Source organism: Elioraea tepida (assembly GCF_019203965.1).
Taxonomy (GTDB): Bacteria; Pseudomonadota; Alphaproteobacteria; order Acetobacterales; family Acetobacteraceae; genus Elioraea_A; species Elioraea_A tepida.
This window is the reverse complement of sequence record NZ_CP076448.1, coordinates 683167-708188: the sequence shown is the minus strand read 5'-3', so window position 1 is coordinate 708188 and position 25022 is coordinate 683167. Positions and strand designations below refer to the sequence as shown.

25 protein-coding genes are annotated in these 25022 nt (G+C 70.5%); 11 read left to right on the top strand and 14 right to left on the bottom strand.

The features are described 5' to 3' along the window. Positions 1–78: 78 nt before the first annotated feature. The 4 genes from flgH to KO353_RS03350 are packed head-to-tail and all read right to left on the bottom strand — an operon-like array spanning position 79 to position 3393. Positions 79–816, bottom strand: a complete 738-nt coding sequence (gene flgH, locus KO353_RS03365; protein WP_218286351.1) for a flagellar basal body L-ring protein FlgH — start codon at positions 814–816, stop codon at positions 79–81. Next, the gene (gene flgA / locus KO353_RS03360) at positions 813–1820 is read right to left on the bottom strand and encodes a flagellar basal body P-ring formation chaperone FlgA (protein ID WP_218286350.1); all 1008 of its coding nucleotides are present in this window, start codon (positions 1818–1820) and stop codon (positions 813–815) included. Before flgA ends, flgH begins: the two co-directional genes overlap by 4 nt. Positions 1821–1834: 14 nt before the next feature. Continuing rightward, positions 1835–2620 (bottom strand): flagellar basal-body rod protein FlgG, encoded by a 786-nt coding sequence (gene flgG, locus KO353_RS03355; protein WP_218286349.1) that lies wholly within the window; start codon positions 2618–2620, stop codon positions 1835–1837. 26 nt (positions 2621–2646) lie between these two features. Continuing rightward, positions 2647–3393 carry a flagellar hook-basal body complex protein gene (locus KO353_RS03350; protein WP_218286348.1) on the bottom strand — a complete coding sequence of 249 codons (747 nt, stop codon included), beginning with the start codon at positions 3391–3393 and terminating at the stop codon, positions 2647–2649. Between the two features lie 268 nt (positions 3394–3661). Between KO353_RS03350 and KO353_RS03345 the strand changes: the two genes are divergently transcribed. The 10 genes from KO353_RS03345 to KO353_RS03300 all read left to right on the top strand — a co-directional run bounded on the left by KO353_RS03345 (position 3662) and on the right by KO353_RS03300 (position 14522). After that, on the top strand, positions 3662–4183 hold the full coding sequence (locus KO353_RS03345; RefSeq protein ID WP_218286347.1) for a flagellar basal body-associated FliL family protein: 522 nt from the start codon (positions 3662–3664) through the stop codon (positions 4181–4183). After that, complete coding sequence (gene fliM, locus KO353_RS03340; protein WP_218286346.1) at positions 4180–5274, top strand: flagellar motor switch protein FliM; 1095 nt, start codon at positions 4180–4182, stop codon at positions 5272–5274. The genes KO353_RS03345 and fliM overlap by 4 nt, the downstream gene beginning before the upstream one ends. Next, the gene (locus tag KO353_RS03335; protein ID WP_235692007.1) at positions 5271–5726 is read left to right on the top strand and encodes a DUF6468 domain-containing protein; all 456 of its coding nucleotides are present in this window, start codon (positions 5271–5273) and stop codon (positions 5724–5726) included. Before fliM ends, KO353_RS03335 begins: the two co-directional genes overlap by 4 nt. Continuing rightward, the gene (locus tag KO353_RS03330; RefSeq protein WP_218286345.1) at positions 5723–6427 is read left to right on the top strand and encodes a MotE family protein; all 705 of its coding nucleotides are present in this window, start codon (positions 5723–5725) and stop codon (positions 6425–6427) included. The genes KO353_RS03335 and KO353_RS03330 overlap by 4 nt, the downstream gene beginning before the upstream one ends. Before the next feature lie 35 nt (positions 6428–6462). After that, positions 6463–6843, top strand: coding sequence for a chemotaxis response regulator CheY (locus KO353_RS03325; RefSeq protein ID WP_218286344.1), 381 nt, complete (start codon positions 6463–6465; stop codon positions 6841–6843). Beyond that, positions 6836–7510: a protein phosphatase CheZ gene (locus KO353_RS03320; RefSeq protein WP_218286343.1), complete on the top strand. Its 675-nt coding sequence runs from the start codon at positions 6836–6838 to the stop codon at positions 7508–7510. Before KO353_RS03325 ends, KO353_RS03320 begins: the two co-directional genes overlap by 8 nt. Next, the gene (locus KO353_RS03315) at positions 7510–10491 is read left to right on the top strand and encodes a hypothetical protein (protein WP_218286342.1); all 2982 of its coding nucleotides are present in this window, start codon (positions 7510–7512) and stop codon (positions 10489–10491) included. Before KO353_RS03320 ends, KO353_RS03315 begins: the two co-directional genes overlap by 1 nt. A 155-nt stretch (positions 10492–10646) precedes the next feature. Beyond that, positions 10647–11105 carry an adenosylmethionine decarboxylase gene (speD, locus tag KO353_RS03310; protein ID WP_218286341.1) on the top strand — a complete coding sequence of 153 codons (459 nt, stop codon included), beginning with the start codon at positions 10647–10649 and terminating at the stop codon, positions 11103–11105. A gap of 14 nt (positions 11106–11119) precedes the next feature. Then, complete coding sequence (speE, locus tag KO353_RS03305; protein WP_218286340.1) at positions 11120–11989, top strand: polyamine aminopropyltransferase; 870 nt, start codon at positions 11120–11122, stop codon at positions 11987–11989. A 175-nt stretch (positions 11990–12164) separates the two neighbouring features. Further along, positions 12165–14522 (top strand): xanthine dehydrogenase family protein molybdopterin-binding subunit, encoded by a 2358-nt coding sequence (locus KO353_RS03300; protein WP_218286339.1) that lies wholly within the window; start codon positions 12165–12167, stop codon positions 14520–14522. Positions 14523–14525: 3 nt separating this feature from the next. Here KO353_RS03300 and KO353_RS03295 read toward each other — a convergent pair whose 3' ends face one another. From KO353_RS03295 to KO353_RS03250, 10 genes are all read right to left on the bottom strand, one after another. Then, complete coding sequence (locus KO353_RS03295) at positions 14526–15812, bottom strand: NAD(P)/FAD-dependent oxidoreductase (protein WP_218286338.1); 1287 nt, start codon at positions 15810–15812, stop codon at positions 14526–14528. Between the two features lie 15 nt (positions 15813–15827). Continuing rightward, positions 15828–16541 (bottom strand): ABC transporter ATP-binding protein, encoded by a 714-nt coding sequence (locus KO353_RS03290; RefSeq protein WP_235692006.1) that lies wholly within the window; start codon positions 16539–16541, stop codon positions 15828–15830. Then, on the bottom strand, positions 16538–17311 hold the full coding sequence (locus tag KO353_RS03285) for an ABC transporter ATP-binding protein (RefSeq protein WP_218286337.1): 774 nt from the start codon (positions 17309–17311) through the stop codon (positions 16538–16540). The genes KO353_RS03290 and KO353_RS03285 overlap by 4 nt, the downstream gene beginning before the upstream one ends. A gap of 4 nt (positions 17312–17315) precedes the next feature. Continuing rightward, positions 17316–18326: a branched-chain amino acid ABC transporter permease gene (locus KO353_RS03280; protein WP_218286336.1), complete on the bottom strand. Its 1011-nt coding sequence runs from the start codon at positions 18324–18326 to the stop codon at positions 17316–17318. Continuing rightward, complete coding sequence (locus tag KO353_RS03275; RefSeq protein WP_218286335.1) at positions 18319–19248, bottom strand: branched-chain amino acid ABC transporter permease; 930 nt, start codon at positions 19246–19248, stop codon at positions 18319–18321. The genes KO353_RS03280 and KO353_RS03275 overlap by 8 nt, the downstream gene beginning before the upstream one ends. A 51-nt stretch (positions 19249–19299) precedes the next feature. Continuing rightward, positions 19300–20418, bottom strand: a complete 1119-nt coding sequence (locus tag KO353_RS03270) for an ABC transporter substrate-binding protein (protein ID WP_218286334.1) — start codon at positions 20416–20418, stop codon at positions 19300–19302. Between the two features lie 19 nt (positions 20419–20437). Next, a complete protein-coding gene (locus KO353_RS03265) occupies positions 20438–20926 on the bottom strand; it encodes an L-2-amino-thiazoline-4-carboxylic acid hydrolase (protein ID WP_235692005.1) in 489 nt (162 codons plus the stop codon). 67 nt (positions 20927–20993) lie between these two features. Then, positions 20994–22508: an amidohydrolase family protein gene (locus KO353_RS03260; RefSeq protein WP_218286333.1), complete on the bottom strand. Its 1515-nt coding sequence runs from the start codon at positions 22506–22508 to the stop codon at positions 20994–20996. A 108-nt stretch (positions 22509–22616) separates the two neighbouring features. Then, complete coding sequence (locus tag KO353_RS03255; protein ID WP_218286332.1) at positions 22617–23141, bottom strand: 2-hydroxychromene-2-carboxylate isomerase; 525 nt, start codon at positions 23139–23141, stop codon at positions 22617–22619. A 9-nt stretch (positions 23142–23150) separates the two neighbouring features. Beyond that, on the bottom strand, positions 23151–24152 hold the full coding sequence (locus KO353_RS03250; protein ID WP_218286331.1) for a Bug family tripartite tricarboxylate transporter substrate binding protein: 1002 nt from the start codon (positions 24150–24152) through the stop codon (positions 23151–23153). A 75-nt stretch (positions 24153–24227) separates the two neighbouring features. On the opposite strand from KO353_RS03250, the gene KO353_RS03245 reads away from it, so the two are divergent. After that, entirely contained in the window at positions 24228–25004 is a 777-nt protein-coding gene (locus KO353_RS03245) for an aspartate/glutamate racemase family protein (RefSeq protein ID WP_218286330.1), read from the top strand. Positions 25005–25022 lie beyond the last annotated feature (18 nt).

Here is a 25022-nt window from a genome sequence, read left to right as displayed (position 1 = left end):
GGCGGCAAACCGTGCCCGAACGCCACACTGCGGCCACGCAATCGGCCGGGCGCACGCCCGGCCGTCGCGGCGGCCCGCTCAGAACGGCAGGATGATGTCGAGCAGCTGCTGGCCGTAGCGCGGCTGCTGCACGTCCGAGATCGTGCCGCGGCCGACATAGGCGATCCGCGCCTCGGCGAGCCGGTCGTGCCGTACCGTGTTGTCGCTCTGAATGTCCTGCGGGCGAAGCACGCCCTTCACAGCGAGCTCGCGCATCTCGTTGTTGACGCGCACCTCCTGCTTGCCGGCGATGACGAAGTTCCCGTTCGGGAGGATCTGCGTCACCGTGGCCGCGACGCGCAGCGTCACCGTCTCGGTGCGCTGGATCTGGCCCGAGCCGGAGGAGCCGCTGGTCGAGTTGCCCTGGATCAGGTTCGCCGCCGAGACGTCGTTCGGAAGGATCCGGTTGATCGAGCTCTGAAGGCCGAGCATGGCGGGCAGGCCCAAGGTCTCGCTGTTGTTCCGCGTACGGCTCGAACTGTTCTCAAGCTGCGCCTCGTCGCGGATCTGCACCAGCACCGTCAGGATGTCGCCGACCTGGGCGGCGCGCTGGTCGCGGAAGAAGGCGCGCGCGCCCGGGCGCCAGAGGCTGTTGGGGTTGCCCACTGGCTCGCGCGGTGCCGGCATCGGCATGCTGACGGGCCGCCAGTTCGGGGTCTCGGTCGGGTTCTCGATCTCGCTGAACTGCGGTCCGCGGCCGATCTCCGACAGCCTGGTCGCGGCGTTGCACCCCGCAAGCAGGAGGCCCGCGGCAAGCAGGGGGAGAAGGCGGTTCATCGGCGACCCTCCGGTCGGTTCTGCGGCTGGGGAAGTCGGTCGCTCTGCCCAGCGGTGTGCTGGGCTTGGCGAAGGGGCGTGCTGTCGGCAGAGACGCGCACTCGGCCCGGGCCGATCACCACGCCCTCGACCACCGCGCGGCTCGCGCTGTTCATCACCTGCACACGCGCCCCGCGCTCCCCGTCCTCGAGGGCGCGGCCCTGGGCGGTGATCGAGAGCCCGGGGAGTTCGACGAGCATCGCGACCGGCTGGCCGCGGCTGACCATCGCAGCGGCGCCGACCTGCCCGGCGCTGATCGGCGCGCCGGCGGGGATCGTCTCGCGCAGCATCCGTCCCGCGAGGCGTTGCGGGTCGAGCTCCGCATCCGCCGGAACGCGCGCTGCCGGCATCCGCACGAGCCGCAGGTCGCCCGGGCGGATCGTCTCGCCCTCGGCGAGGCGTCGCACCGGAACCGGAACGGCAACCGTGTCCTCCACCCGGCCGGCAATCCGCACGCGGATCGGCGGCTCGGCGCCGACGATCGCCGCGACGGAGGCGTTGAACCGCGCCTGGCTCGCGTCCCAGCCGAGATCCTCGACCACGATGCGCGGCGCGCCGACGGAGAGCGGCACGACCGGGGCGGTGTAGCCCTGGAGGATCAAAGGCGCCTCCATCGTCTCGATCGCGCCGGCGGCCAGAAGCGCCTCGCGCAGCGCCCGCTCGACGCTCTCGCGCGCGAGCGGCCTGCCCGGCCGCTCGACCACCGTCGCCACGGGGGAGGCGAGGGTGATGCCGTTGGCGCGCGCGATCGCGGCGAGCTGCGCGGGCTCGACAGTGTAGACCCGGCCGGGGGCGGGCGCTGGGCCGAGCACGCGGTCGCCCCGCGGCAGGGGGCCGTCGAACAGGTCCGACAGCCGCACCTCCGGCCCCTGCACGACGACATGGCTGCGCGGCGTGACACCGCCCGCCTCGGCCGATGCGGCGAGGGCGGCGAGAACCGTTGCGGCGAAGAGCAGGCGTCGCATGGTATCCCCCACCTTCAGCGCATCCGCGAGAGGGTCGCGAGCATCTCGTCGGAGGCGGTGATCACCTTGCTGTTCATCTCGTAGGCCCTCTGCGCGGTGATCAGGCTCGTGATCTCGGAGACGACGTTGACGTTCGAGGTCTCGACGAAGCCCTGCATGATGTTGCCGTAGCCCGGCGAGCCGGGGACGCCCGGCTGCACCGGGCCGGAGGCCGGCGTCTCGAGGAACAGGTTGTCGCCGATCGCCTCGAGCCCCGCTTCGTTGGCGAAGATCGCGGTCTGGATCTGGCCCACGTTCTGCAGCGCGAGCTGCCCGTCGAGCTTCACGAGAACCTCGCCGTTGGCGTTGATTGTGACGTCGCGCGCCTGGTTCGGGATCTGGATCCCCGGCAGGACCCGGAAGCCGTCGGCGGTGACGATCTCGCCCTGAGGCGAGAGGCCGAAGGTTCCGTCGCGTGTGTAGGCGGTCTCGCCCGAGGGAAGCTCGATCTGGAAGTAGCCGGGGCCGCGGATCGCAAGGTCGAAGCGGTTGTCGGTCTTGCTGAGATTGCCCTGCTCGGCGATCCGGTAGACCGCGGCGGTCTTGACGCCGAGGCCGAGCTGCACGCCGGAGGGAACGATCGTTCCGGTATCGGAGCTCGTCGAGCCGACGCGGCGCAGGTTCTGGTAGATCAGGTCCTGGAACTCGGCGCGGCGGCGCTTGAAGCCGGTGGTCGAGAGGTTGGCGATGTTGTTCGAGATCACCTCGACATTGGTCTGCTGCGCGAGCATCCCGGTCGCGGCGATGTGGAGCGAGCGCATGTGTCGTCCTCCTCCTTCCGCCCCGATCAGTTCCGCCGGCGGAGGATGCGCTCGATCGCCTGCAGGCGACGCTCGCCCTCGCGCTCGACGAATTGCGCTGCGAACTCGAACTCGCGCTGCTGGCCGATCAGGAGGGTGAGTTCGAGGATCGGGTTGACGTTGCTTTCTTCGATCATGCCCTGGATCACCTGCGGCTCGGCGACCGGTTCCGGCTCCTGCCCCTCCGCCGGGCGGTAGAGTGTCGCCCCTTCCGCGATGAGCTTCTGCGGCTCGGCAAACCGAACCACGCGCAGACGGCCGATCGGGCCGTTCTGGGTCGAGACCGTTCCGTCGGCGGCGATGCTGATCGAGGGCTCGTTCGGGGCGACGACGAGCGGCTGGCCGGTGGTCGAGAGCACGGGGAAGCCTTCCGATGAGGTGATCCGGCCGGCAGGGTCGAGCGTCAGCCTGCCGTTTCGTCCGAACCGCTCGCCGCGCGGGGTCTCGAAGGCGAGGAATCCGTCCGAGGCCAGCGCGACATCGAGCGGGTTTCCAGTGCGCGACTTCGGCGAGACGGCGTGGTCGCGCCAGGTCGCGCGGTCCTGGACGAACTGGATCGTTCGCGCGCCGGCAGGCTGGGCCACGCGGTGCTGCGTCAGGAGATAGTCGCCGAACACAAGGCGCGAGGCCTTGAAGCCCGGGGTGTTGGCATTGGCCATGTTGTGCGCCGTCATCTCCGTCTGCCGGGTGAGGGCGATCAGACGCGAGAGCGCGACGTAGCCGACCTGTTCCATCGCTTGCCCTTCGGATGGAAGTGACTGTCCGGCGAAGCATGAGGCAAGCCGCATGCCAGGCTCGCGACCCAAGCCGCGAGGCCGGTTTCCGCGGTCCTGGGCGACGGCTCGGCATGACCTGCCGGGCGGTGTCGGCCGGCGGCGGTGTCGGCACCGTCCGAGGTGAGCAGGATTTGCCCACTTCAGCCTTCGTTAACGCTTCCGGGGCACAGATGCATGCGCGATGCGCCCATCGGGGGTGCACCGCAATCTGGCAGGGGAGACGCCGATGTCTGGCGGGGCAGCGGCAGCGAGCGAGGCGGACGCGCCGACCGACGGCGCCGAGGACGGCGGCAGCAAGCGCAAAGGCAAGCTGATCGTGCTGATCGCCATTCCCCTCGTTCTCGCCGGCGCCGGCGCTGGCCTCTGGTTCAGCGGCATCCTGCCCGGGCTGCTCGGCATGGGTGCCAAGCAGGAGCAGGCCGAAGCCGAGCCGCCGCCGATTGTTCCGGCCCTGTTCGACATGCCGGAGATCATCGTCAACCTGAATGTCGGGAACAGGCGCGCGAGCTATCTCAAGCTCCGCGCCAAGATCGAGATCGCGGACAGCCGTGATCTCCCCCACCTGCAGGCTGCCGTGCCGCGGCTGCAGGACCTCTTCACCACCTACTTGCGCGAGCTTCGCCCCGAGGAGCTGCGCGGCTCGGCCGGAACGCATCGCCTGCGCGAGGAGCTGATCGCGCGCGCCAACGTGGCCGCGCGCCCCGCTCGCGTGACCGACATCCTGTTCGTCGAGATGCTCGTGCAATGAGCCCGCCCGAAGGCGCCATGGACGACACGCCGAAAGACGACGAGGACGCACTCGCCGCCGCCTGGGGCGCGGCGCTCGAGGGCGAGGAGGCCGGCCCGGGCCTTCCCTCCGGCGTCGATGCCACGCGGATTCTCAACCAGGCAGAAATCGACAGCCTGCTCGGCTTCGAGGGCGACAGCGCGGCCGAGACCGAGCTCTCCGGCATCCAGAGGATCATCTCCTCGGGTCTCGTCACCTACGAGCGCCTGCCGATGCTCGAGATCGTCTATGACCGTCTCGTGCGCATCATGTCGACGTCCTTGCGCAACTTCACCTCCGACAATGTCGAGGTGTCGATCGACAACATCGTCTCGTTGCGCTTCGGCGACTACCTCAACTCCATCCCGCTGCCGGCCATGCTCGCGGTGTTCAAGGCGGAGGAGTGGGACAACTACGGGCTGATGGTGGTCGACAGCGCGATGATCTACTCGATCGTCGACGTGCTGCTCGGTGGCCGCCGCGGCACCGCACCGATGCGGATCGAGGGCCGCCCCTACACGACCATCGAGCGCACGCTGGTCGAGCGGATGATCCACGTCGTTCTTGCCGATCTCGCCCAGGCCTTCGACCCGCTCTGCCCGGTGAACTTCCGGTTCGAGCGGCTCGAGACGAACCCGCGCTTCGCCGTCGTCTCGCGCCTTTCGAACGCCGCGGTGCTCGCCAAGCTCCGCGTCGAGATGGACGACCGCGGCGGCAAGCTCGAGCTTCTCCTGCCCTACGCGACGCTCGAGCCGGTGCGCGAGATGCTGCTTCAGCAGTTCATGGGCGAGAAGTTCGGCCGCGACAGCATCTGGGAGAACCATCTCGCCGATGAACTGCTCGAGACCGATGTCGAGATCGAGGCCGTGCTCGACGAGCAGTGGGTGAAGCTCTCCGACATCATGCGCATGCGGCCGGGAAGCCAGCTTGTGCTGAGCGGCACGGTCGACAGCCCGGTCCGGCTTCGCTGCGGCGGCGTGCCGCTGTTCGAGGGGCGCATGGGTCGTCGCAACGGGCGGGTGGCGGTCAGGATCGATCGCGAGACGCCACGCAGGGAAGGGGTGCGCGCATGACGATGTCGGCGCTCGCATGGGGGCTCGAGGCGGTGCTTGCCGTGCTGCTCGCGGCAACGCTCTGGTACGCGGTGCGGCTCGAGCGTCGGCTCGGCGTGCTGAGGCGCGACAACGCACAGCTCGAAGCCCTCGTTGCGGGGTTCAACGAGGCCACCGCCCGTGCCGAGGGCTCGACCGCGCGCCTGCGCGCTGCCGCCGAGGGAGCGGGCCGGCAGGTGGCCGAGCAGGTGGAGGCAGCGGGCCGGCTCCGCGACGACCTTCTGTTCCTGCTCGAGCGCGGCGAGCAGCTCGCCGACCGTCTCGATGCCGCCGTCCGGGAGGCGCGCGGTGCGGTCGCGGAACGCTCGGCGCCGCAGCGCCAGCCCCTCGGTCCTGCGGTCGAGCCGGAGCAGCCGCGCGTCCGCAGCCAGGCGGAGCGCGACCTCCTCCAGGCTCTGCGGGCGGCACGATGAGCGCCCGCCTCCGACCCGGCCCGCGGCTTCTGCCGGCGGCGATCCTGGTGATGACCGGCCTGCTCGGCATCAAGACGGCGGATCTCGCGCTCCGCCTTCCCGAGATGCGGCGTAGCAATGACGCAGGGCTTCTGCCGCTCGCGACCCCGGCGCATGCCGCGCGCGTCACCGCTGAACCGTTCCGCGCCGCGGCCGATTCGGCACCGCAAGCGCCAGCAGCTCCGAGCCCCAGCACCGCGCCGACACCCGCCACGCCAGAGCAGCGTGTGGCGGAGGCGACCGCCGCCGAGCGTGCCGTGCTCGAGGAGCTGCGCGCCCGTCGCGCCGCACTCGATGCGCGCGAACAGGCGCTGGCGCTGCGCGAGAGCGTGCTCGCCGCGAGCGAGCAGCGGCTTGCGAAGCGGATCGAGGAGCTTGAGGCGCTGCAGCGCCGGCTCGAGGCGCTCGACAAGGCCGCGCGCGAACGCGAGGAGGCAGGCTGGCGCGGCCTCGTGCGGATCTACGAGAACATGCGCCCGCGCGATGCCGCGCGCATCTTCAACGAACTGGAAATGGTCACGCTGGTAGAGGTTGTCGACCGCATGAAGGAGCGGACGGCGGCGCCGATCCTCGCCGGCATGGACCCGGAGAAGGCGAAGGCGCTGACCGCCGAGCTCGCCCGGCGGCGTGCCGGCGGGCCGCGTGCCGACGCGGGCGGCTGAGGCGGTTCGAGGCGACTGGCAGAGAGAGGCGCAGCATGGACAAGAACCTGAACATCCTCATCGTCGACGACTACAAGACGATGCTGAGGATCATCCGGAACCTGCTCCGGCAGCTCGATTTCCAGAACGTCGACGAGGCGACCGACGGGGCGCAGGCGCTTGCGATGCTGCGCACCGGCAACTACGGCCTCGTCATCAGCGACTGGAACATGCAGCCGATGACAGGGCTTCAGCTTCTGCAGGAGGTGCGGGCGGATGCGAAGCTGAAGAACCTGCCGTTCATCATGGTCACCGCGGAGAGCAAGACCGAGAACGTGATCGCCGCGAAGCAGGCCGGTGTCTCCAACTACATCGTCAAGCCCTTCAACGCGGAGACGCTGAAGGAGAAGATCGAGAAGGTGCTCGTGCATGCCTGACGGCGGCTGCGGACCCGAACAGCCGATCGCGGAGCGGCGTCGGTCGATGGCGGCACGGCTCGCGCAGCGCGCCGAACAGCGCGGCACGGCCACGCGGGAGCAGGTGACGGAGGTCGTGGAAGCCGTGCTGGCAACGTTGCAGGGCGATCTCACTCAGGCCGAGGCGAGCCTGCTCTCAGAGGTGGAGCAGATCGGCCGCACCATCTCCGCGGCGAAGCAGGAGATCGCCGCGCTCAGGGTGGAAGACATCAACGGCACCTTCATCCCCTCCGCGACCGACGAGCTCGATGCGATCGTCGAGGCGACGGCGCGGGCGACCAACGAGATCCTCGACGCCTGCGAGGTTCTCGACGCCGTCTCGGCGGAAGCGGGAGGCGAGACGGCGGCTCGGCTCCAGGCGGCGGCCACGCGGATCTACGAGGCGTGCAGCTTCCAGGACATCACCGGCCAGCGGATCACCAAGGTCGTCGCGACGCTGAAGGCGATCGAGGAGCGGATCGCCGGCATCCTCCGCGCCTTCGGAGATCGCTGCGTCGCCGAGACGAAGGCGCCACCCCCGCCCGCGGCCAAGCGCGCCGGCGAGGCGGCGCTCCTCAATGGCCCCCAGCTTCCCGGAAACGGTGTCGATCAAGCCGAGATCGACCGGCTTCTCGCGAGTTTCGACTGATGCAGAACGCGTCCCTGACCCTGCGCCTCGCCCTCGCCGTGGCGCTCTTTCCCCTCGCGCAGCCGGCAGGGGCGCAGGAGCCGGTTGGGGTCAGGTTCGGAACGCACCCGACCTTCAGTCGGATCGTCTTCGACTGGGCGCAGCCTGCCGACTACACGCTCGCCCGCGAGGGCGAGCGGCTGCGGATCACCTTCGCGCGAACACCGAGCCTGGAGGGGGCGACGCCGCGGCGGTTCCCGCCGATGATCGGCGGCCTCGCTCAGGACGGCGACAGCGTCGTCATCACGCTGAGCCCCGGCGCCCGGGTGCGCGATTTCCGCCTCGGCGGCAGGATCGTGCTCGACGTGCTCGCGAGCGATGATCCGGCACCCCGCGAGCAGCACGCCGCCGGACGGGGCGCGTCCCAGACCCGATCTGCGCCACCCGAGCCGGGGGCGGCGCGCGCGGTGCCGCCTGGACAGGCGGCGCGTCTCGAGCCGCAGCCTTTGCCCCTGCCGCCTCCGCCGCCGCCCGAGCTGCCACCGCCGGCGGCCACGGCCTCCGCAGCGCCGCCGCCGCGCCCGGCGAACCCGGCCGCGCCCGCGAGGGCAGGCGAGCCGGGGGCGACGCAGGCTGCCGAGACCGCACCGCCCGCGTCGCTCCCCCCTTCCGTGCCGCAGCGCCAGGCTCCGATCAGCCTCGCCGCCGCTCCCCACCGCGGCGCCGAGGGGCCGGCGATGCGCCTTCCATTCGAGCGTGACACGGGGGTAGCGGTGCTCCGGCGTGGCGGCGAGCTCTGGGTGGTGTTCGACGAGCCGCGCCCGATCGATCTCGGCGCCCTGCGCAACGATCCGCTCCTGTCACGCGCCACACTCACGGTCGGGCCGGCGGCGACGCTCCTGCGCCTTCCCGTCGCGCATCCGGCGACGGCGCGCATCCTTCCCGCCGAGCGCGGTCTCGTCGTCGAGGTGCTTCCGGCCGGGGGCGCGGCGGAGGCGAGCGTGCGGGCCGAGGTGATCGACGGCGAAGGGGGGCGTCGTCTGCTGCTCCGGGCGCAGGGTGCGGGGCGCGCGGTCCATCTTTCCGACCCGGAGACGGGCGAGCTCCTGCTCGTCGGCACGCTGCGAGCGGGCGAGGCACGCCAGCCGGTCGCGCGCGACTTCGCCCAGTTCTCGCTCGTGCCGACGCTGCGCGGCATCGCGGTCGCGACCCGGTCCGACCATCTGACGCTGCGCGCCCAGGCGGAGGGGTTCGTGCTCGCCGCCGGCCCCCAGCTCGATGCCGGCCTCGCCGTCTCTCCGGCAGCGGGGGAGGTGGCCGATGTGCTCGCCGGGCATGGACTCACCCGGGCGTTCGAGCTGCCGGCTCTGCCGAACGAGGCGCTGGCCGAGCGGGTGAGGGTGCTCCGCCTCGAGGCCGCCTCCGCGCCGCCGCTCGCCCGCGCGCGGCCGCGCCTTGCGCTTGCCGAGGCCATGCTCGCGCTCGGCTTCGGCGTCGAGGCGCGGGCGGTGCTCGATATCGCTGCGGCCGATGACCCCGGGATCGGCGCGACCGCGCGCTGGGCTGCGCTCGCCGGCGCCGCCTCGCTGCTCGCCGGCCGGCTCGACGAGGCGCGTCCGGCGCTCAAGGATCGTCGCCTCGACGGCACCGACGAGATCACGCTCTGGCGCGCCTGGCTCGCCGACCAGGAGGGCGAGCCGCCTTCGGCGACCGCGCCGCTCTTCGCCGCCTCCGCCGGGATCGTGCCGAGCTATCCGGAGGCGCTCCGGACCCGCCTCGGTGTGGCGGCCGCGGAGGCGATGGCGGCGGGTGGTGAGGCGGCCGCGGCCGCGTCCCTGCTCGCCCGGCTCGGCGACCTGCCCTCGCTCGCTCTCGCGCGCGCCTACCTGATCGAGGCGCAGGGGCAGATCGACCAGGCGATCGCCGCCTACGAGGCGCTCGGTGCGGCGCGCGACCGGAGGATACGCGCGCGCGCCCTCGTGCGGGCGGTCGAGCTCGCGCTGCGCGAGGGGCGGATCGGCGCTCCGGAGGCGGCGGCGCGGCTCGAGCCGCTGCTCTACGCCTGGCGTGGCGATTCGTCGGAGCGGCGTCTGCGGCTGCGCGCGGCAGAGCTTCGCGGCGAGGCCGGGGATTGGCCGGGAGCGCTCGCGCTTCTGCGCGAGACCGAGGCGGCATTCCCGGAGCATCTGGCCGAGATTCGCCCACGCACGGCCCAGGCCTTCCTCGCTTTGTTCCGTGACGGGGCGGCCGACGCGCTGCCCGCATCCCAGGCCGTGGCCCTGTTCGAGGACAACGCCGACCTTCTGCCGACGGGCCCCTCCGGCGACGCGATCGTGGCGCGAATTGCCGAACGCCTCGTGGCGCTCGACCTCACCCAGCGCGCCGCGCAGATGCTGGCGCGGCTCCAGGCGGTTCAGCCGGAGGGCGGGCTCGACCGCGCCCGCACCGGGCTCAGGCTCGCCGAGCTGCGGCTTGCGGACGGAGATCACGCCGGGGCACTCGCCGCTCTTGCCGCGAGCGAGGCCGAGCGCATGCCAGCCGCGCTGGCGACCGAGCGGCTGATCCTGCGCGCCCGCGCCGTCGCTGCCGGCGGCGACCGCCGGGGCGCTCTCGATCTGTTGCGCGGGCTTCGCGCCGCCGCCGAGGCGCGCGCCGAGATCGCCGCCGCGGGAGGCGACTGGGCGGAGGCCGTGCAGGCTCTGTCGGAGCTCGCCGAAGCCACGCTTCCGCCTGCCGGGCGGCCGCTCGAGGAGGCTCATCGCCGCCTGCTCGTCAGGCTCGCCGCTGCCGCCGCGCTCGCGGGCGACACGGCAACCCTCTCCTCCCTCGCCGCAGCGCATGGAGAGCGTATGGCCACAGGTGCCTATTCCGAACCGTTCCGGCTTCTCACCGCCGAGCCGGTCGCGGGCGCGGCGGATCTCCCGCGGCTCGCCGCCGAGGTGGCGCTCGCGCGCAATCTGCCGCGCTCGATCGCGGCGATCGGCGGGCCGGCGCGGAACTGATCCTCGCTGAGCGTATGTGAGGGGCGCGCTCCTCGCCGGGCCGGCGAGCAATTACCGCTTGCATCCGCGGGCGTAGTGCCGCACATAGCCGCGCCCGCACCCGCGGGCTGTTGACCGCAGCCGCTGGTCATCTGCTGGTTGGAAAGGGGTTCGCCATGAACGCTCTCACCCGACTGGGGATGGTCTCGGACTCTCCGAGCGACGCCCAGACGATCCGCAACGCCGAAGGTTCCGAGGCGGGCAAGGACTATTTCATCGAGCGCGACGGCGTGCGCTTCGCCGGCATGCATCTGCTCGTCGATCTCTGGAAGGCCCAGGGGCTCGACGACCCGCAGGCGATCGACGCCGCGCTCCGTGCCGGCGCCGAGGCCTCGGGCGCGACCATCCTGCACGGGCACTTCCACCATTTCTCCCCGAATGGCGGCGTGTCCGGCGTGCTCGTGCTCGCGGAGAGCCACATCTCGATCCATACCTGGCCGGAGCGTGGCTTCGCCGCCATCGACATCTTCATGTGCGGTGCCTGCGACCCCTACCGTGCCCTGCCGGCGCTCAAGGAGGCGTTCCGGGCCGAGTGGGTCGAGCTCGTCGAGCAGCGTCGCGGCGTCATTCGCTGAGGTCGATTGCTCGGATGGCGGAAGTGTCCTGGGTTGCGGAGACGCTCTACCCCGATTGGGGGCAGCGTTTCCGGGTCGTGCGGGAGCTCGCGCATGTGCGCTCGCCGTTCCAGGAGATCCTGATCGTCGAGACGGCGAGCCACGGCCGCGCCATGCTGCTCGACGGCGTGGTGCAGATCACCGAGGCCGACGAGTTCGCCTACCAGGAGATGATCGCGCACGTGCCGCTGCTCGCGCATGGCGATGCGCGGCGCGTGCTGATCATCGGCGCCGGCGACGGCGGAGTGCTGCGCCGCGTTCTCTCGCACCGCAGGGTCGAGAAGGCGACGATGGTGGAGATCGATCCGGACGTGGTGCGACTTGCGCGCGAGCACCTTCCCGCGATCGGCGGCTCTGCCTGGGACGACCCGCGCGCCGAAGTGCTGATCGCCGACGGGATCGACTATGTGCGCATGGCCGAGGCGGGCAGCTACGACGTGATCATCGTCGACAGCACCGACCCAATCGGCGTCGGCGAGGTGCTGTTCACGGACGAGTTCTACGCCGACTGTGCACGCATCGTTGGACCGCGCGGCGTCGTGGTGAACCAGAGCGGCGTTCCCTTCATGCAGGCCGGGGAGCTTGCGGAGACCTCGGCGCGACGGCGGCGCCACTTCGCCGACGTCTCGGCCTATCTCGCCGCCGTTCCGACCTATGTCGGCGGCTTCATGACGCTCGGGTGGTCAGCGCAGGACCCTGGGCTTCGCCGGCACGATGCGGCGACGTTGCGCGCCCGGGCCGACAAGGCCGGAATCCTCGGCACCACCCGCTATTGGAGCCCCGAGGTGCAGGTCGCTTCCTTCGCCCTGCCGCCCTATATCGCCGAGCTGCTCCCCGAGCACTGAGCCGGGAGAGGCTCGTCGGACGGAGCGTGTCCGCGTGTGCCGACGAGGCGGCGGCGCAGTGCGCACGACGCGGGCCCTTTCTTTCGCGCGCGCGTTGCCGCCTCGGGCTGACTGGACAGTCTTGCTGACGTAGCGTTCCGCCCCATCTGCCTGCGATCGACATAGGAGCGCGCGAATGCCGGATACCCAGGTCGTCGATCCGACGCTGCTCAAGTTCGGCATCGGCCAGCCCGTGCCGCGCAACGAGGACCCAGCACTTCTGCGCGGCGAGGGCCGCTACACCGACGATATCTCGCTCCCTGGCGAGCTCTGGTGCGCGGTCGTGCGCAGCCCTTACGCGCATGGCGTCATCCGCGGAATCGATCCCGAGGCGGCGCGGTCGATGTCGGGCGTGGTCGGCGTCTTCACCGGCGCGGACCTCGCCGCCGCAAGCTATGGGCCGCTCCGCTGCACCCTGCCGTTCACGAACGCCGACGGCTCGCCGCTGCGCAACATCGCACGGCCCGCGCTCGCGCTCGACAAGGTTCGCTTCGTCGGAGACCCGGTCGCCTTCGTCGTGGCCGAGACCCGGGCCGCCGCCCGGGATGCGGCGGAGGCGGTGGTGCTCGACATCGACCCGCTTCCCGCCGTCACCGAGGCCTCCGAAGCCGTGCGCCCTGGCGCGCCGCGTCTCTACGACGACATCCCCGACAACACGGTGCTCGACTTCGCGTTCGGCGACGAGCTGAAGCTCGCCGAGGCCTTCGCCAAGGCTGCGCATGTCACGCGTCTTTCGATCCGTAACAACCGCATCGTCGTCTGCGCCATCGAGCCGCGGAGCGCGATCGGCGAGTACGATGCCGAAACGGGGCGGTTCACGCTTCGCGTTGGCAGCCAGGGGGTGTTCGGGCTGCGTAACCAGCTCGCCAATGACATTCTCAAGGTGCCGGTCGAGAAGGTGCGCGTGCTGACGGGCAATGTCGGCGGCTCGTTCGGCATGAAGGCCTCCGTCTATCCCGAGTATGTCTGCGTGCTGCACGCCGCGAAGGTGCTCGGCCGACCGGTGAAGTGGACGGACGATCGCACCGGCAGCTTCCTCTCCGACCAGCATGGTCGCGACCATGAGGTGACGGCCGAGCTCGCGCTCGACGCGGAGGGGCGCTTCCTCGCCGTCCGCCTCAGGGCCTATGCCAACATGGGCGCCTATCTCGGCACCGTCGCGCCGCTGATGGGCACGGGCAATTTCGTCAAGAACGTGCAGTCGAACTACGCCACACCGCTGATCGGCGTGCGCACCACCTGCGTGGTGACCAATACCACCCCCGTCTCCGCCTATCGCGGCGCTGGGCGGCCCGAGGGCAACTACTTCATGGAGCGGCTGATCGAAGCGGCGGCGGCCGAGACCGGGCGCGACCCGATCGCGCTCAGACGTCTCAACCACATCCGCCCCGAACAGATGCCGTATCGCGCCGCTTCCGGCTTGACCTATGACAGCGGCGAGTTCACCGCGCTGCTCGACCGCGCTCTCGCCGCCGCCGACTGGGACGGGTTCCCGGCACGCAAGGCGGAAAGCCAAGCGCGCGGCAAGCTGCGCGGCCGCGGCATCGGCAACTATCTCGAGGTGACGGCTCCACCCGCGAAGGAGCAGGGCGGCATACGCTTCGAGAAGGACGGGACGGTGACGATCATCACCGGCACGCTCGATTACGGCCAGGGACACTGGACGCCCTTCGCCCAGGTTCTGCACCAGACGCTCGGCGTCCCGTTCGACCGGATCAGGCTGCTCCAAGGTGACAGCGACGAGCTGATCGCGGGCGGCGGCACGGGCGGGTCCAAGTCTCTGATGGCGTCAGGCGCGGCGATCGTCGAGGCGTCAGAGAAGGTGATCGAGAAGGGCAAGGTGGCGGCGGCGCATGCGCTCGAGAGCGCGGTGGCCGACATCGTGTTCGAGCGCGGTCGCTTCTCGGTCGTCGGCACCGATCGCGGCATCGGGGTGATCGAGCTCGCGTCCTGGCTGCGCGCACAGGAGCACCTCCCCCCCGAGGTGCCCGCGAGCCTCGACGTCCGGCACGTGTTCGGCGAGGCGCCCTCGGCCTTCCCGAACGGCTGCCATGTCGCCGAGGTCGAGATCGACCCGGAGACGGGTGTGATCGAGGTGGTGCGCTACGTCGCGGTGAACGATTTCGGCACCGTCGTGAACCCGCTGCTGGTCGAGGGCCAGGCGCATGGCGGCATCGTGCAGGGAATCGGCCAGGCGCTCCTCGAGCGAACCGTGTATGACGAAGCGGGGCAGCTCGTCTCCGGTTCGTTCATGGACTATGCCCTGCCGCGTGCGGCGGATGTCTGCGGCTTCGTGACGGAAACGAGGCCGGTGCCGGCGCGCACCAACCCGCTCGGCGTGAAGGGCTGCGGCGAGGCCGGCTGCGCCGGAAGCCTGCCTGCGGTGATGAACGCCGTGGTCGATGCGCTCTCGGTCTACGGGATACGCCACATCGACATGCCGGCGACCCCTGAGGCGGTGTGGCGGGCGATCAGGGCCGCCCGCGGCGGCTGAGGGTCAGTCCCGCCGGTCTTGCCAGCGACGCACCAGGATCGCTGCCGGAGCAAGCCGCCGCGCGACGCCGTAGGCCGGGATGGGTTTGAGCGGCGAGAGGGGCAGGGGGATCTCGCGCCACGGCGTTCCCGTTGCTTGCCTGCCGAGCTCCCGGCCGATGGCGGTGGCGAGCGCCACGCCGCGGCCGTTGCATCCGTTCCAGCCGGTGACGCCGGGGGCGAGCTCGTGCACGTGCGGCGCACGGTCGGCCGTCATGCCGACGTAGCCCCACCATACGTAGTCGAAGCTCGGGCGGCCGAGTTGCGGGAACACCTGTTCGCAGCGGCGAGCGATCCGCTCGCGGATCCGATGCTCCCAGTCGAACGACAGCATCAGCGCTCCGCCGGTGATGAGCCGGCCGTTGGCATCGAAGCGGAAGAAGTAGAGATCACCGCGCGTGTCTGACAGAGCATGGCCCTCGGGAAGGATGGTCCGGCGCACATTGTCCGACAGAGGGGCGGTCGCCATCTGGTAGGAGCGGACCGGGATCACCTCCTCGCGGAAGCCCGGCCAGAGGTCGGTCGAGTAGGCGTTCGTTGCGAGAATCACCCGCTCGGCCGCGACCGAGCCACGAGGCGTGCGGACGACCCATCTGCCGCCCGCGCGGTCGATGCCCTCTGCAGCGGTGCGGGTGTGGATCGTTCCGCCTGCGGCGATCACGGCGCGGGCAAGCCCGCGGGCGAAGCCGAGAGGGTTGATCCTCCCGCCCGTGCGGTTCACCCAGCCGCCGAACCAGTGGTCGGTTCCGGTGATTCGCCGGATCGCGTCGCGGTCGAGCAGCTCGACCGGAGCGCCGCGCCGCGCCCAGGCTTCTACTCGTTTTTCGGCAAGCTTCATCCGGCTCGCGCGATGCGCGGGCTGCACCCAGCCGTTCTGCACCGCCTCCGCCTCGATGCCGTGGCGCCGGATCAGGTCGAACACGAGCGAGGCGCTGTCGCGGATCAGGGCCACGAAGGCCTCGCCCTTCGCGCCGCCGCGCGCGGCGATCTCGTCCGGGTCCATGCGCGAGAGTGTGGGGATCACCTGGCCGTTGTTGCGCCCCGACGCGCCCCAGCCGATCTCCGCCGCCTCGAGAACGACCACCCGCGCGCCTCTCTCCGCTGCGGCGAGAGCCGCCGACAGGCCGGTGTAACCGGCACCGATGACGCAGAGATCAGCCCGAACCTCGCCCTCGAGCGGCACGGTCTCGGGAGGCGGCGGTGCGGTCGCCGCCCAGAGGCTCGGCGGCATCTCGTTTCGGTTGTCGGTCATCGCCGGCCTCGATGCTCAGGCATGGGCGTGTCCGCCGAGATAGGCGGCCTTCACCCGGTCGTCCCTGGCGAGCTCGCGTGCCGGCCCCTCGAGCACGATCCGCCCGCCATCCATCACATAGGCATAGTCGGCGATCGCAAGGGCGGCGCGCGCGTTCTGCTCGACGAGCAGCACGGGCGTTCCCTCGCACCGGATTGTCACGATCAGGTCGAAGATTTGCTTCACGAGCTTGGGTGCGAGGCCGAGCGACGGCTCGTCCATCAGGAGGAGCTTGGGCCGAGCCATCAGCGCGCGGCCGACGCAGAGCATCTGCTGCTCGCCGCCCGAGAGCGAGCCGGCGCGCTGGCGATAGCGTTCCCGCAGGATGGGGAACATCCCGAGCACCTGTTCGAGGAGCGCGGGATCGACCGCCCCGACAGCGCCCAGGCGCAGGTTCTCGGCAACCGTCATCGCGCCGAAGATCTGACGCCCCTCCGGCGCCTGGGCGAGCCCGCGGCGGACGATCGCATGGCTCGGCAGGCCGGTGATGTCCTCGCCCATCAGCCGGATCGTTCCGGAGGAGACCCGATACACGCCGGAGAGCGCGCGCATCAGCGTCGTCTTGCCCACCCCGTTCGAGCCGAGCACGGTGACGATGCTTCCCTCCGGCACGGCGAGGCTCACGCCGTGCAGGATGGTCTGCGCGCCCATCCGCACAACGAGGTTCTCGACCGCAAGGACGGCGCTCACGCTCCCTCCTCCGCCACGCCGAGATAGGCCTCGAGCACCGCCTCGTCACGCTGCACCTCCTCGGGCGTTCCGTCGGCGATCTTGCGGCCTGAGGCGAGCACCATCACGCGCTGGCAGATGCTCATCACGAGCCCCATGTCGTGCTCGACGAGCAGGATGGTCAGCCCCTCGGCGGCGAGCGAGGTGATGAAGCGCGCGAGCGCCTGCGTCTCTGTGTCGTTGAGCCCGGCCGCTGGCTCGTCGAGCACGAGAAGCCGCGGGCCGGTCGCGAGAGCGCGCGCGATCTCGAGATATTTCCGCCGCCCGTAGGAGAGATTGGCGGCGAGCTCTCCCGCGACATCGGCGAGCCCGGTGCGCTCGAGCGCCGCCCAGGAGCGCCGGCTGATCGCCGCGCTCCGCTCTCGCGCCGCCGCCGATCGCCACAGCGCATCAAGCGGCGAGTGCCCCTCGCGGCCGGCAGCGCCGACCGAGACGTTGTCGAACACCGTCATGTTCGGGAACACGCGCAGGTTCTGGAACGTGCGCCCGATTCCGAGGCGGCAGATGCGCCACGGCTTGAGCCCGGAGATCCGTGTGCCGGCGAATCGGACCTCGCCGGAGGAGGGCGGCGTGAACCCGCAGATGACGTTGAACAGCGTGGTCTTGCCGGCACCATTCGGGCCGATCAGACCGACGAGCTCGCCCTCCCGCACATGGCCCGAGACGTCATCGACGGCCGTGAGCCCACCGAAGCGACGCGTCACCCGGTCAATCTCGAGCAGGGCGGGCATCCGCTCAACGCCAGCCGAGACCACGCTCGGGCTGCCACGCAGCGCCGAACTGCCGCCGTGCGAGATCGAGCGCCGAGACCTCGCCGAACAGCCCCTTTGGCAGGAACAGGATGCAGAGGAACATCACCGCTCCCACCATCAAGATGCGCACCTCGCCGACGGAGCGAAGCGCCTCGGGAAGGAGAAGCAGGAGTGCGGCACCGATGATCGCCCCCGGAACGCTGCCCAAGCCCCCGACCACGACCATCGCGAGGATCAGGATGCTCTCGGCGAAACGGAAATCGGCCGGGTTCACGTAACCTGTGGTGTGCGCCCAGAGCGCTCCGGCAAGCCCGGCGAGGAAGCAGGCGATCGCAAACACCTCGATCTTGAGCCGCACCACGTTGAGCCCCATCGCGTCGGCGCACTGGTCGTCCTCCCGCACGGCGCGGAGCGCGTTTCCATAGTAGCTGTGCGCGCAGCGATGCACGACCACCGCGGCGAATGCGGTGATGACGGCGACGAAGAGATAGGTGGCAAGCGGGCCCGAGAGATCGATCCCGAGCGGCCGCAACGGCGGGATGGCGCCGATGCCGAGCGGCCCCTTGGTGAAGGACACCCAGTTCAGGAGCGTCACATAGATCATCTCGCCGAGGCCGAGCGTGGCGACCGCGAAATAGATCGAGACAAGCCGCATCGTCGGCAGCGCAAGCGCGATGCCGACAAGGCCCGAGACGAGGCCGGAAAGGGGTATGGTCAGCGCCGCATCGAGCCCGAGCCGTGTCGCGAGAATAGCGGCGGTGTAGGCCCCCACACCGTAGATTGCCGCGTGGCCGAGGCTGAGCAGACCAGCCACGCCGGTGATCAGCTGCATCGAGAGGGCGAGGATCGCAAAGATCAGCGTCACCACCGCGAGGCGGAACAGGTAGCCCGAGCCGGCAAGGCTTAAGCCAAGGGGCAGGAGGACGAACACGAAGGCCGCGACCGCGAGCGGCAAGGGGCGGACGCCTCGCCCAGAGGGTGCGGGCTCAGACACGGTCTCGCCCCGCGCCCAACAGGCCGGTTGGGAAGAACACGAGTGTTGCGACGAGGAAGAGATAGGCGACGAGGTCGGCCCAGCCCTGGGAGAAGAACTCGGTCGCCACCGCCTCCGAGACGCCGAGCACGACGGCGCAGATCACCGCACCCGGGATCGAGTTGAGCCCTCCCATCACCATCGCGACGAAGGCCTTCACGCCCGGGGCGAACCCCATCGCCGGGAAGATCGTTCCCTGGTAGAGCCCGATCAGGATCCCGGCGACCGCGCCCATCCCTGAGCCGATCGCGAAGGTCGCGATCACGGTGCGGTCGACGTTGACGCCGACATATTGCGCGCCGAGCGGGTTCGCGGCGACCGCCCGGATCGAGAGGCCGACCCGTGTGCGGTAGAGGATCGCCTGAAGCGCGATGAACATCACCACGGCGGCGGCGAGGATCGCGAGCTGGCCGGAGGCTACGGCGAGCTCGCCGAAGAGGATCGGCTCCTGCAGCGCGTTCGCGTAGGCGCGCGGGATCGGCTGCATGTCGGCGCCGAAGGTCTTCTCCATTGACTCCCGCACGATGATCGACACCGCGAGAGAGGAGAGGAGCGTGCTTTCGCGCATCGCCTTCGACTTGAGCGACGCCTCGTCGCGGAAGCGGCGGAACGGTTTGAAGGCGACGCGTTCGAGCGTCACACCCGCGACAATGCCGGCGGCGAGTGCGATCAGGAGGAGCGCCGCCCAAGGAGGGGCAAGGAATAGGAGCGCCAGGAGCCCGGCATAGGCGCCGAGCATGTACACCTCGCCATGGGCGAAGTTAACGACGTTAAGCACGCCGAAGATCAGGGTGAAGCCGATCGCGACCAGCGCATAGACGAGGCCGAGCGAGAAGCCGTTGACCAGCTGCTGGACGAAGAAGATGTCGAAGCGGTCGAACACCAGCGTGCCCCGGATCGGTGGGGGCGGCGCCCCCGCCTCAAAGCCTGCGTGTCAGTCGCGGAGCAGCGTGAACTTGCCGTCCTGGATCTGCATGCGCGCGAGCGTCTTCGACGGCTCGCGCGTCTCGGGGTCGAAGGTGGTCACTCCCGTCACGCCGGGGAAGTCCTTCGTCTTCGCAAGCTCGTCGCGCACCCGCTGGCGCGTCACGTCGGGCCAGGCGCGCGCGATCGCCTCGAGCATGATGTTGACCGCGTCGAAGGCCTGGGCGCTGAACATGTTCGGCTCCGAGCGGTAGCGGCGCCTGTACTCCTCCACATAGGCGCGGACTGCAGGCTCAGGGCTCTCAGACATGAACGAGGTGGAGAGGAACAAGCCTTCCGCGCCTGGCCCCGCGAGCTCGATCAGCTTCGGCTCGTACATCGAGGAGGTGCCGTAGACCGGCACGCGGATGTTGAGCTGCCGACGCTGCTGCAGGAACGCCGCGCCGTCCTCGTAGAACATGCCGAGATAGATCGCGTCGGGGCGGGCGCGGGCGATGTCGGTCAGAATCGCGCGGAACTCGCGGTTGCCGGGGTTGTACATCTGGGTGGCTACCACCTCGCCGCCCAAGGCGCGGAACGCATCGGCGAAGTTCGAGACGACCGACTGGCCCCAGTCATTCTGGATCGCAACGACAGCCACACGCTTCACCCCCTGCGAGGCCATCCAGCGGGCGACATGTGGGCCCTCATAGGCCTGCGTCGTGATGTTGCGGAACTGCCAGGGGCTGATCTTGACGAAATCCGGGTGCGAGGCGGTCTGGCTCAGCTGCGGCATGCCGGCCTCGGCATAGACGCGACCGGCCTGGATCGAGGCGGAGGAGGAGAAGTCGCCGAGCACGGCGACGATTTCACGGTTGTCGACGAACTTCCGCGCCACCGCCACGGCCTCGCGCGGATCCGACCGCGTGTCCTCGAACACGATGTTCACCTGGGCCGGAATCCGTCCAGAGCGATTGAAGGCCTCGAGCGCCATCAGCGCCGAGTTGCGGAACCGCTCGCCGTATTGGCTGAACTCGCCTGTCAGCGGGAGCTGGTAACCGATCGTGATCGTGCGTGTCTGCCCATGCGCGGCGCCGGCGAAGGGAAGGGCCGCGGTTGCGATCAGCAGGGTTCTGCGTGTCGTGGTCATGAGGGTCTCCGTCGCAAGGTCAGGCCGTCGGCCCGGGCGTGATGTGGAGGTTGCAGCACCCCTCGCGCCCTGGCTGCCAGGTGCGGTTCTCGATCGTGAAGCCCGCAGCCTCGAAGGTGCCGTTGTCGATCGCACCGGCGATCCGGCAGAGTGTGGCGAGCTTCTGCTCAGGCACGCCGGCCGCGATCCACGCCGCCTTCAGCGGGCAGGCATGGAACTGGATCTCGAGCTTCTCGGCATCGCAGCGCTTCACCTCTGGCTTGAAGAGCTCCGTGCCGCCGGGGAGCGAGGCGAGGAAGGCGTCCTTGAGCCCGGCAAGATCGGCCGGGCCGAAGCGCTTGAAGGCTTCGCCGACCGCCCGGCCGCGGGACCGTATCGCCCGGGCGAGCAGCGCCTCGGCCCGCGCCGCGCCGAGCTCAGAAGACAGGGTCTCGAACAGCTCGAGATAGATCAGGGCGCGATTCGCCATCTGGCCAGCCAGCTGGGCACGCAGCGTCGCCGCATCCATCGCCTCGTCCCCCGTTGCGTCGCAACACGCTGCGCAAGCGCGAAGGACGCGTCAAGCCGCGCGATCGTCAAAAGGGCCCGCGATCCGAAAGATAGCGCCGCACCGAAAGGGGCTCTGCGGCAAGCGCCGGACCGACCCGGGCGACGATCGGCGCAAGGCGCTCGAACAGGGCACGTTCGTGCCGCGTCGCGCGCTCGTGCCGCTGCCGGTGCTCCTCGGCCTTGCTGCGCAGCGAGTCGAGATCGACCGTGGTGAGCCGGCCGTCGCGCACGATGAAGCGCCCGCCGACGCAGACGTGCCGCACCGCCGTTCCGTCCTCGCCATGGACCAGCTGGTTCACTGTCCAGCGGTGCGGCATCCAGTTCGGGTGGCCGAGATCGAGGAAGACGATGTCGGCCAGCGCGCCCTCCTCGATCCGGCCGATGCCGGGAAGGCCGAGCGCCCGCGCAGAACCCTCCGTGCCGGCACGATAGGCCTCCTCTGCCGACACCCAGGCAGCCGGGTCGGGGCCCTGCACCTTCGAGAGCAGCGAGGCGAGGCGCATTGCCTCATACATGTTGAGGTTGTCGCCGCAGCTGCAGGTGTCTGTGCCGAGCCCGACCGTGATCCCGGCATCGAGCGCCTCGCGCATCGCGAACAGGCCGTTGCCGAGCTTCATGTTGGAGCTCGGGTTGTGGATGATAGAGGCGCCCCGGGCGGCGAGGATCGCGCGGTCCTCGTCATCGAGCCAGATCGCGTGCGCGGCGATGAAGCGGGGGCCGATGAGCCCGAGCGCGTCGAGGTGGCGGACGAGGCTTCGGCCGTAGGTTCGGCCGCCGATCACTGCCTGCACCTTGCTTTCGGCCACGTGCATGGTCAGCGGCAGGCCATGCTCGCCGGCAAGCCGGGCGCAGGCGCGCAGGAAGGCGTCATCGCAATGCGTCGGGATGGTGGGGCCGAGGCCGAAGCCGATGCCGCGGCCTGACCAGCGCCAGCCGCGCACGAGGCGCACGAGCGCGTCGAAGGTCCTGTCCCAGGGCGGCAGGGCGAGCCGTGCGACCTCCTCGCGCAGCTCCCCCGGCAGCGCTTCCGCAAGCGGCGGGATCGCCTGGTAGAGGGTGCGGTCAGCCACCAGAGGCGCGATCACGGCGCGGAGGCCGACGCGGTCATACGCCGAGGCGACGGCATCGAGCCCCTCCTCGGTCGGCAGCGGCAGCTCGCCCACCATGTCGAGCACCGCGGTGCAGCCCTTGAGCGCAAGCTCGGCCGCGCCGATGGTCGCGCTGAGCGCGATGTCGTCCATCGTTCTGCCGCCCGAGACCCAGGGCGAGGCGGCGAGCAGGAGCTCGAGCGTCCAGCGGTCGCCGATGCCCCGCCCGAGGAAGCCGTGCGAATGCGTGTGGCCGTTCACGAGGCCTGGATGCAGGAGCAGGCCGGAGGCGTCGAAGGCCGCCGTTCCCTCGGGCACCGCGATGCCGGGAGGGCCGATCGTGACGATCACCCCGTCGCGCACCAGGATGTCGCGCGCCTCGGCGAGCGGGTGCGCGGCGTCGGCGACCAGGCCGCCGCGGATGACGAGGTCGCCGCGCTGCGGTTCAGGCATCGTGCGCTCCTACCAGGTGCGCCCGGTTGCGATCGGCGGGGCGAGGTCTGCCGCGATCAGGCGCTCGAGAAAGCCAAGCCTGTCCTGGCCCCAGTGGATCACGCCGCGCTAGACATAGTTCGACGTGCCGAACATTCCGGCGGCGATGGCCTCGCGGCGGTTCTCCTCCCACTCTGCCTCGACCTCGGGGGCGGAGGAGGCGGCGACGAGAGCAGACCCGAACATGCCCTCGCGATCGGCGATCCGGGCCAGAACGGCCGCGTCCTTCGTGTCCTCCTCCTCTGCCCAGAGGGCGCGGAGGAAGGCATGGGAGAGCCGCGCGGCGTCATACCCCGCCCGCTGCGCGGCGATGACGACGAGGCCTGCGGGCTTCGGGTCGGTCGGGTAGTGGCGCGGGGTGAGGTTCAGCTCCATGCCGAGGTAGCGCCGCCAGCGGTCGAGCTCGAGCGCGTGGTAGCGTTGCCGCGGCTCCGGCCGGGTGCGGAGCAGGATGCCGCCATTCTCGGTCAGGACGGTGATCGGGCGGCAGACGATCGCGACACGGTAGCGTGCCGCGATCTCGTGAAGTCGCTGCCCGCCGAGATAGGCCCAGGGGCTCGAAAGCGAGTGGAAGTACTGGATCGCCTCCGCCACGGAACGGGCTCAGTCGACGCGGGCGCCGGAGCGGCGCACCACCTCGGCCCATTTCGGCAGGTCGGCGGCAAGCAGCGCCCGCGCCTCCACCGGGCCCCCGGTCATCGGCGTCAGGCCCTGCTCCTTCACCCAGGCGACGAAGGAGGGCTCATCGATCACCTTGCGCACCTCGGCCGCGAGCCGCTCGACGATCGCGGCAGGGGTGGCAGCGGGGACCGCGAGCAGATACCACGTGGTCGTCTCGAAGCCGGGAAGGTCGCAGGCCTCGGCCATGGTCGGCACGTCGGGGAAGGCGGCGAGCCTCGTCCTGCTCGTGACGCCGAGCAGCCGCACCTGCCCCTGCCGGTAGGGGCCGACGAGGGCGGGCGTCTGGTGCAGGAAGATGTCCACCTCGCCGCCGAGCAGCGCCGTCATCGCGAACGGGCCGCCGCGATAGGGAACGTGCACGAGATCAAGCCCGGCGGCGGCAGCGAACTGTGCCCCGGCGAGATGTGTGGAGGTTCCGTTGCCGGTCGACGCATAGGTAAGTCGGCCAGGCTGCGCCTTCGCCGCGGCGATCACGGCGCGGCAGTCGGTGAACTGCGGGCGTCGTTCGGGGGCGACCGTGAGCGCGTTCGGCACGTCCGCGAGCGCGAGCACGGGAGCGAGATCGCGCATGGTGTCGATGGGCATGCGCGGATAGAGGGCGGGGTTGATCGCGAGCATCGCCGAGGTGCCCATCAGGATCGTGTGCCCGTCGGGCGCGGCCTTCGCCACATGGTCCATCGCGATGTTGCCGCCGGCGCCGACGCGATTGTCCACGACCACGGGAACGCCGAGCGCGCGGGCGAGCGGTTCGGCGAGCTTGCGGCTGTAGATGTCCGTTCCCGAGCCGTTCGGAAAGCCGCCGATCAGCGTGACGGGCTTGCCGGCGACCGGAAACCCTTGTGCCCCCGCTGCTGCGGGCAGGACGAAGCTGAGCGCAGCCGCGACCAGAAGCGGCCTGCGCAGGGCGGCGGTACGACCGATCATCGCTCTCTCCCAAAACCTCGCAGAGGGGCATAGTGTCGGGCTCCGCATGGGAGCGCAATGCGGGAGCGGGCGATCATGGACGATCGGACGGTGCGGGTGGCCTCAGTCGCGCCCGGCGGCAAGAGCATCTACGGGGCGCCGCTCGGCATCCTGATGCTCGAGGCGAGGTTCCCCCGCATTCCGGGGGACATGGGCAACGGCCTCACCTGGCCCTTTCCCGTCCTGTTCCGCGTCGTTCGCGGCGCGAGCCCGGAACGCGTCGTGCTCGAGGGAGCGCGCGGCCTGCTCGAGTCCTTCCTCGCCGCCGCCGAGGACCTCATCGACCTCGGCGCCGAGGCGATCACGACCAACTGCGGCTTTCTCAGCATCTTCCAGGCGGAGATGGCCGCACGGCTCAGGGTTCCGGTCGCGACCTCGAGCCTGATGCAGGTGCCGATGGTGCAGGCCACGCTGCCGCCCGGCCGGCGCGTCGGCATCATCACCGTCTCCGCCGCGTCGCTCACGCCCGCGCATCTCGACGCCGCCGGCGTGCCGCGCGACACACCGATCGCCGGCACCGAAGGAGGGCGCGAGTTCTTCCGCGTGCTGATCAAGGGCGAGAAGCAGGACCTCGACGTGGCGCTCGCCGCCGCCGACATCCTCGAGGCGGGTCGTGATCTGGTCGCACGCCACCCCGAGGTGGGGGCGATCGTGCTCGAGTGCACGAATATGCCGCCCTATGCGCATCTGCTTCGGGCGGAGCTCGGCCTGCCCGTGTATGATATCTACTCCTTCATCGCCTGGTTCCATGCCGGCTTGCGGCCGCGCGCGTTCGGCCCGCCGGCCGATCTCGGCGGCGCGTTCGGGCGCTGATCACGGCTTTACCCTTTC

What these genes read in the sequence shown, in the direction of transcription:
- KO353_RS03330 (WP_218286345.1), top strand. Translation starts at nt 5,723, where the DNA reads ATGAGCGCCCGCCTCCGACCCGGCCCGCGGCTTCTGCCGGCGGCGATC.
- KO353_RS03320 (WP_218286343.1), top strand. Translation starts at nt 6,836, where the DNA reads ATGCCTGACGGCGGCTGCGGACCCGAACAGCCGATCGCGGAGCGGCGT.
- KO353_RS03345 (WP_218286347.1), top strand. Translation starts at nt 3,662, where the DNA reads ATGTCTGGCGGGGCAGCGGCAGCGAGCGAGGCGGACGCGCCGACCGAC.
- flgG (WP_218286349.1), bottom strand. Translation starts at nt 2,620, where the DNA reads ATGCGCTCGCTCCACATCGCCGCGACCGGGATGCTCGCGCAGCAGACC.
- speD (WP_218286341.1), top strand. Translation starts at nt 10,647, where the DNA reads ATGAACGCTCTCACCCGACTGGGGATGGTCTCGGACTCTCCGAGCGAC.
- KO353_RS03315 (WP_218286342.1), top strand. Translation starts at nt 7,510, where the DNA reads ATGCAGAACGCGTCCCTGACCCTGCGCCTCGCCCTCGCCGTGGCGCTC.
- flgA (WP_218286350.1), bottom strand. Translation starts at nt 1,820, where the DNA reads ATGCGACGCCTGCTCTTCGCCGCAACGGTTCTCGCCGCCCTCGCCGCA.
- KO353_RS03265 (WP_235692005.1), bottom strand. Translation starts at nt 20,926, where the DNA reads ATGGATGCGGCGACGCTGCGTGCCCAGCTGGCTGGCCAGATGGCGAAT.
- fliM (WP_218286346.1), top strand. Translation starts at nt 4,180, where the DNA reads ATGAGCCCGCCCGAAGGCGCCATGGACGACACGCCGAAAGACGACGAG.
- KO353_RS03285 (WP_218286337.1), bottom strand. Translation starts at nt 17,311, where the DNA reads ATGCCCGCCCTGCTCGAGATTGACCGGGTGACGCGTCGCTTCGGTGGG.
- KO353_RS03250 (WP_218286331.1), bottom strand. Translation starts at nt 24,152, where the DNA reads ATGATCGGTCGTACCGCCGCCCTGCGCAGGCCGCTTCTGGTCGCGGCT.
- speE (WP_218286340.1), top strand. Translation starts at nt 11,120, where the DNA reads ATGGCGGAAGTGTCCTGGGTTGCGGAGACGCTCTACCCCGATTGGGGG.
- KO353_RS03325 (WP_218286344.1), top strand. Translation starts at nt 6,463, where the DNA reads ATGGACAAGAACCTGAACATCCTCATCGTCGACGACTACAAGACGATG.
- KO353_RS03295 (WP_218286338.1), bottom strand. Translation starts at nt 15,812, where the DNA reads ATGACCGACAACCGAAACGAGATGCCGCCGAGCCTCTGGGCGGCGACC.
- KO353_RS03260 (WP_218286333.1), bottom strand. Translation starts at nt 22,508, where the DNA reads ATGCCTGAACCGCAGCGCGGCGACCTCGTCATCCGCGGCGGCCTGGTC.
- KO353_RS03300 (WP_218286339.1), top strand. Translation starts at nt 12,165, where the DNA reads ATGCCGGATACCCAGGTCGTCGATCCGACGCTGCTCAAGTTCGGCATC.
- flgH (WP_218286351.1), bottom strand. Translation starts at nt 816, where the DNA reads ATGAACCGCCTTCTCCCCCTGCTTGCCGCGGGCCTCCTGCTTGCGGGG.
- KO353_RS03335 (WP_235692007.1), top strand. Translation starts at nt 5,271, where the DNA reads ATGACGATGTCGGCGCTCGCATGGGGGCTCGAGGCGGTGCTTGCCGTG.
- KO353_RS03350 (WP_218286348.1), bottom strand. Translation starts at nt 3,393, where the DNA reads ATGGAACAGGTCGGCTACGTCGCGCTCTCGCGTCTGATCGCCCTCACC.
- KO353_RS03245 (WP_218286330.1), top strand. Translation starts at nt 24,228, where the DNA reads ATGGACGATCGGACGGTGCGGGTGGCCTCAGTCGCGCCCGGCGGCAAG.
- KO353_RS03270 (WP_218286334.1), bottom strand. Translation starts at nt 20,418, where the DNA reads ATGACCACGACACGCAGAACCCTGCTGATCGCAACCGCGGCCCTTCCC.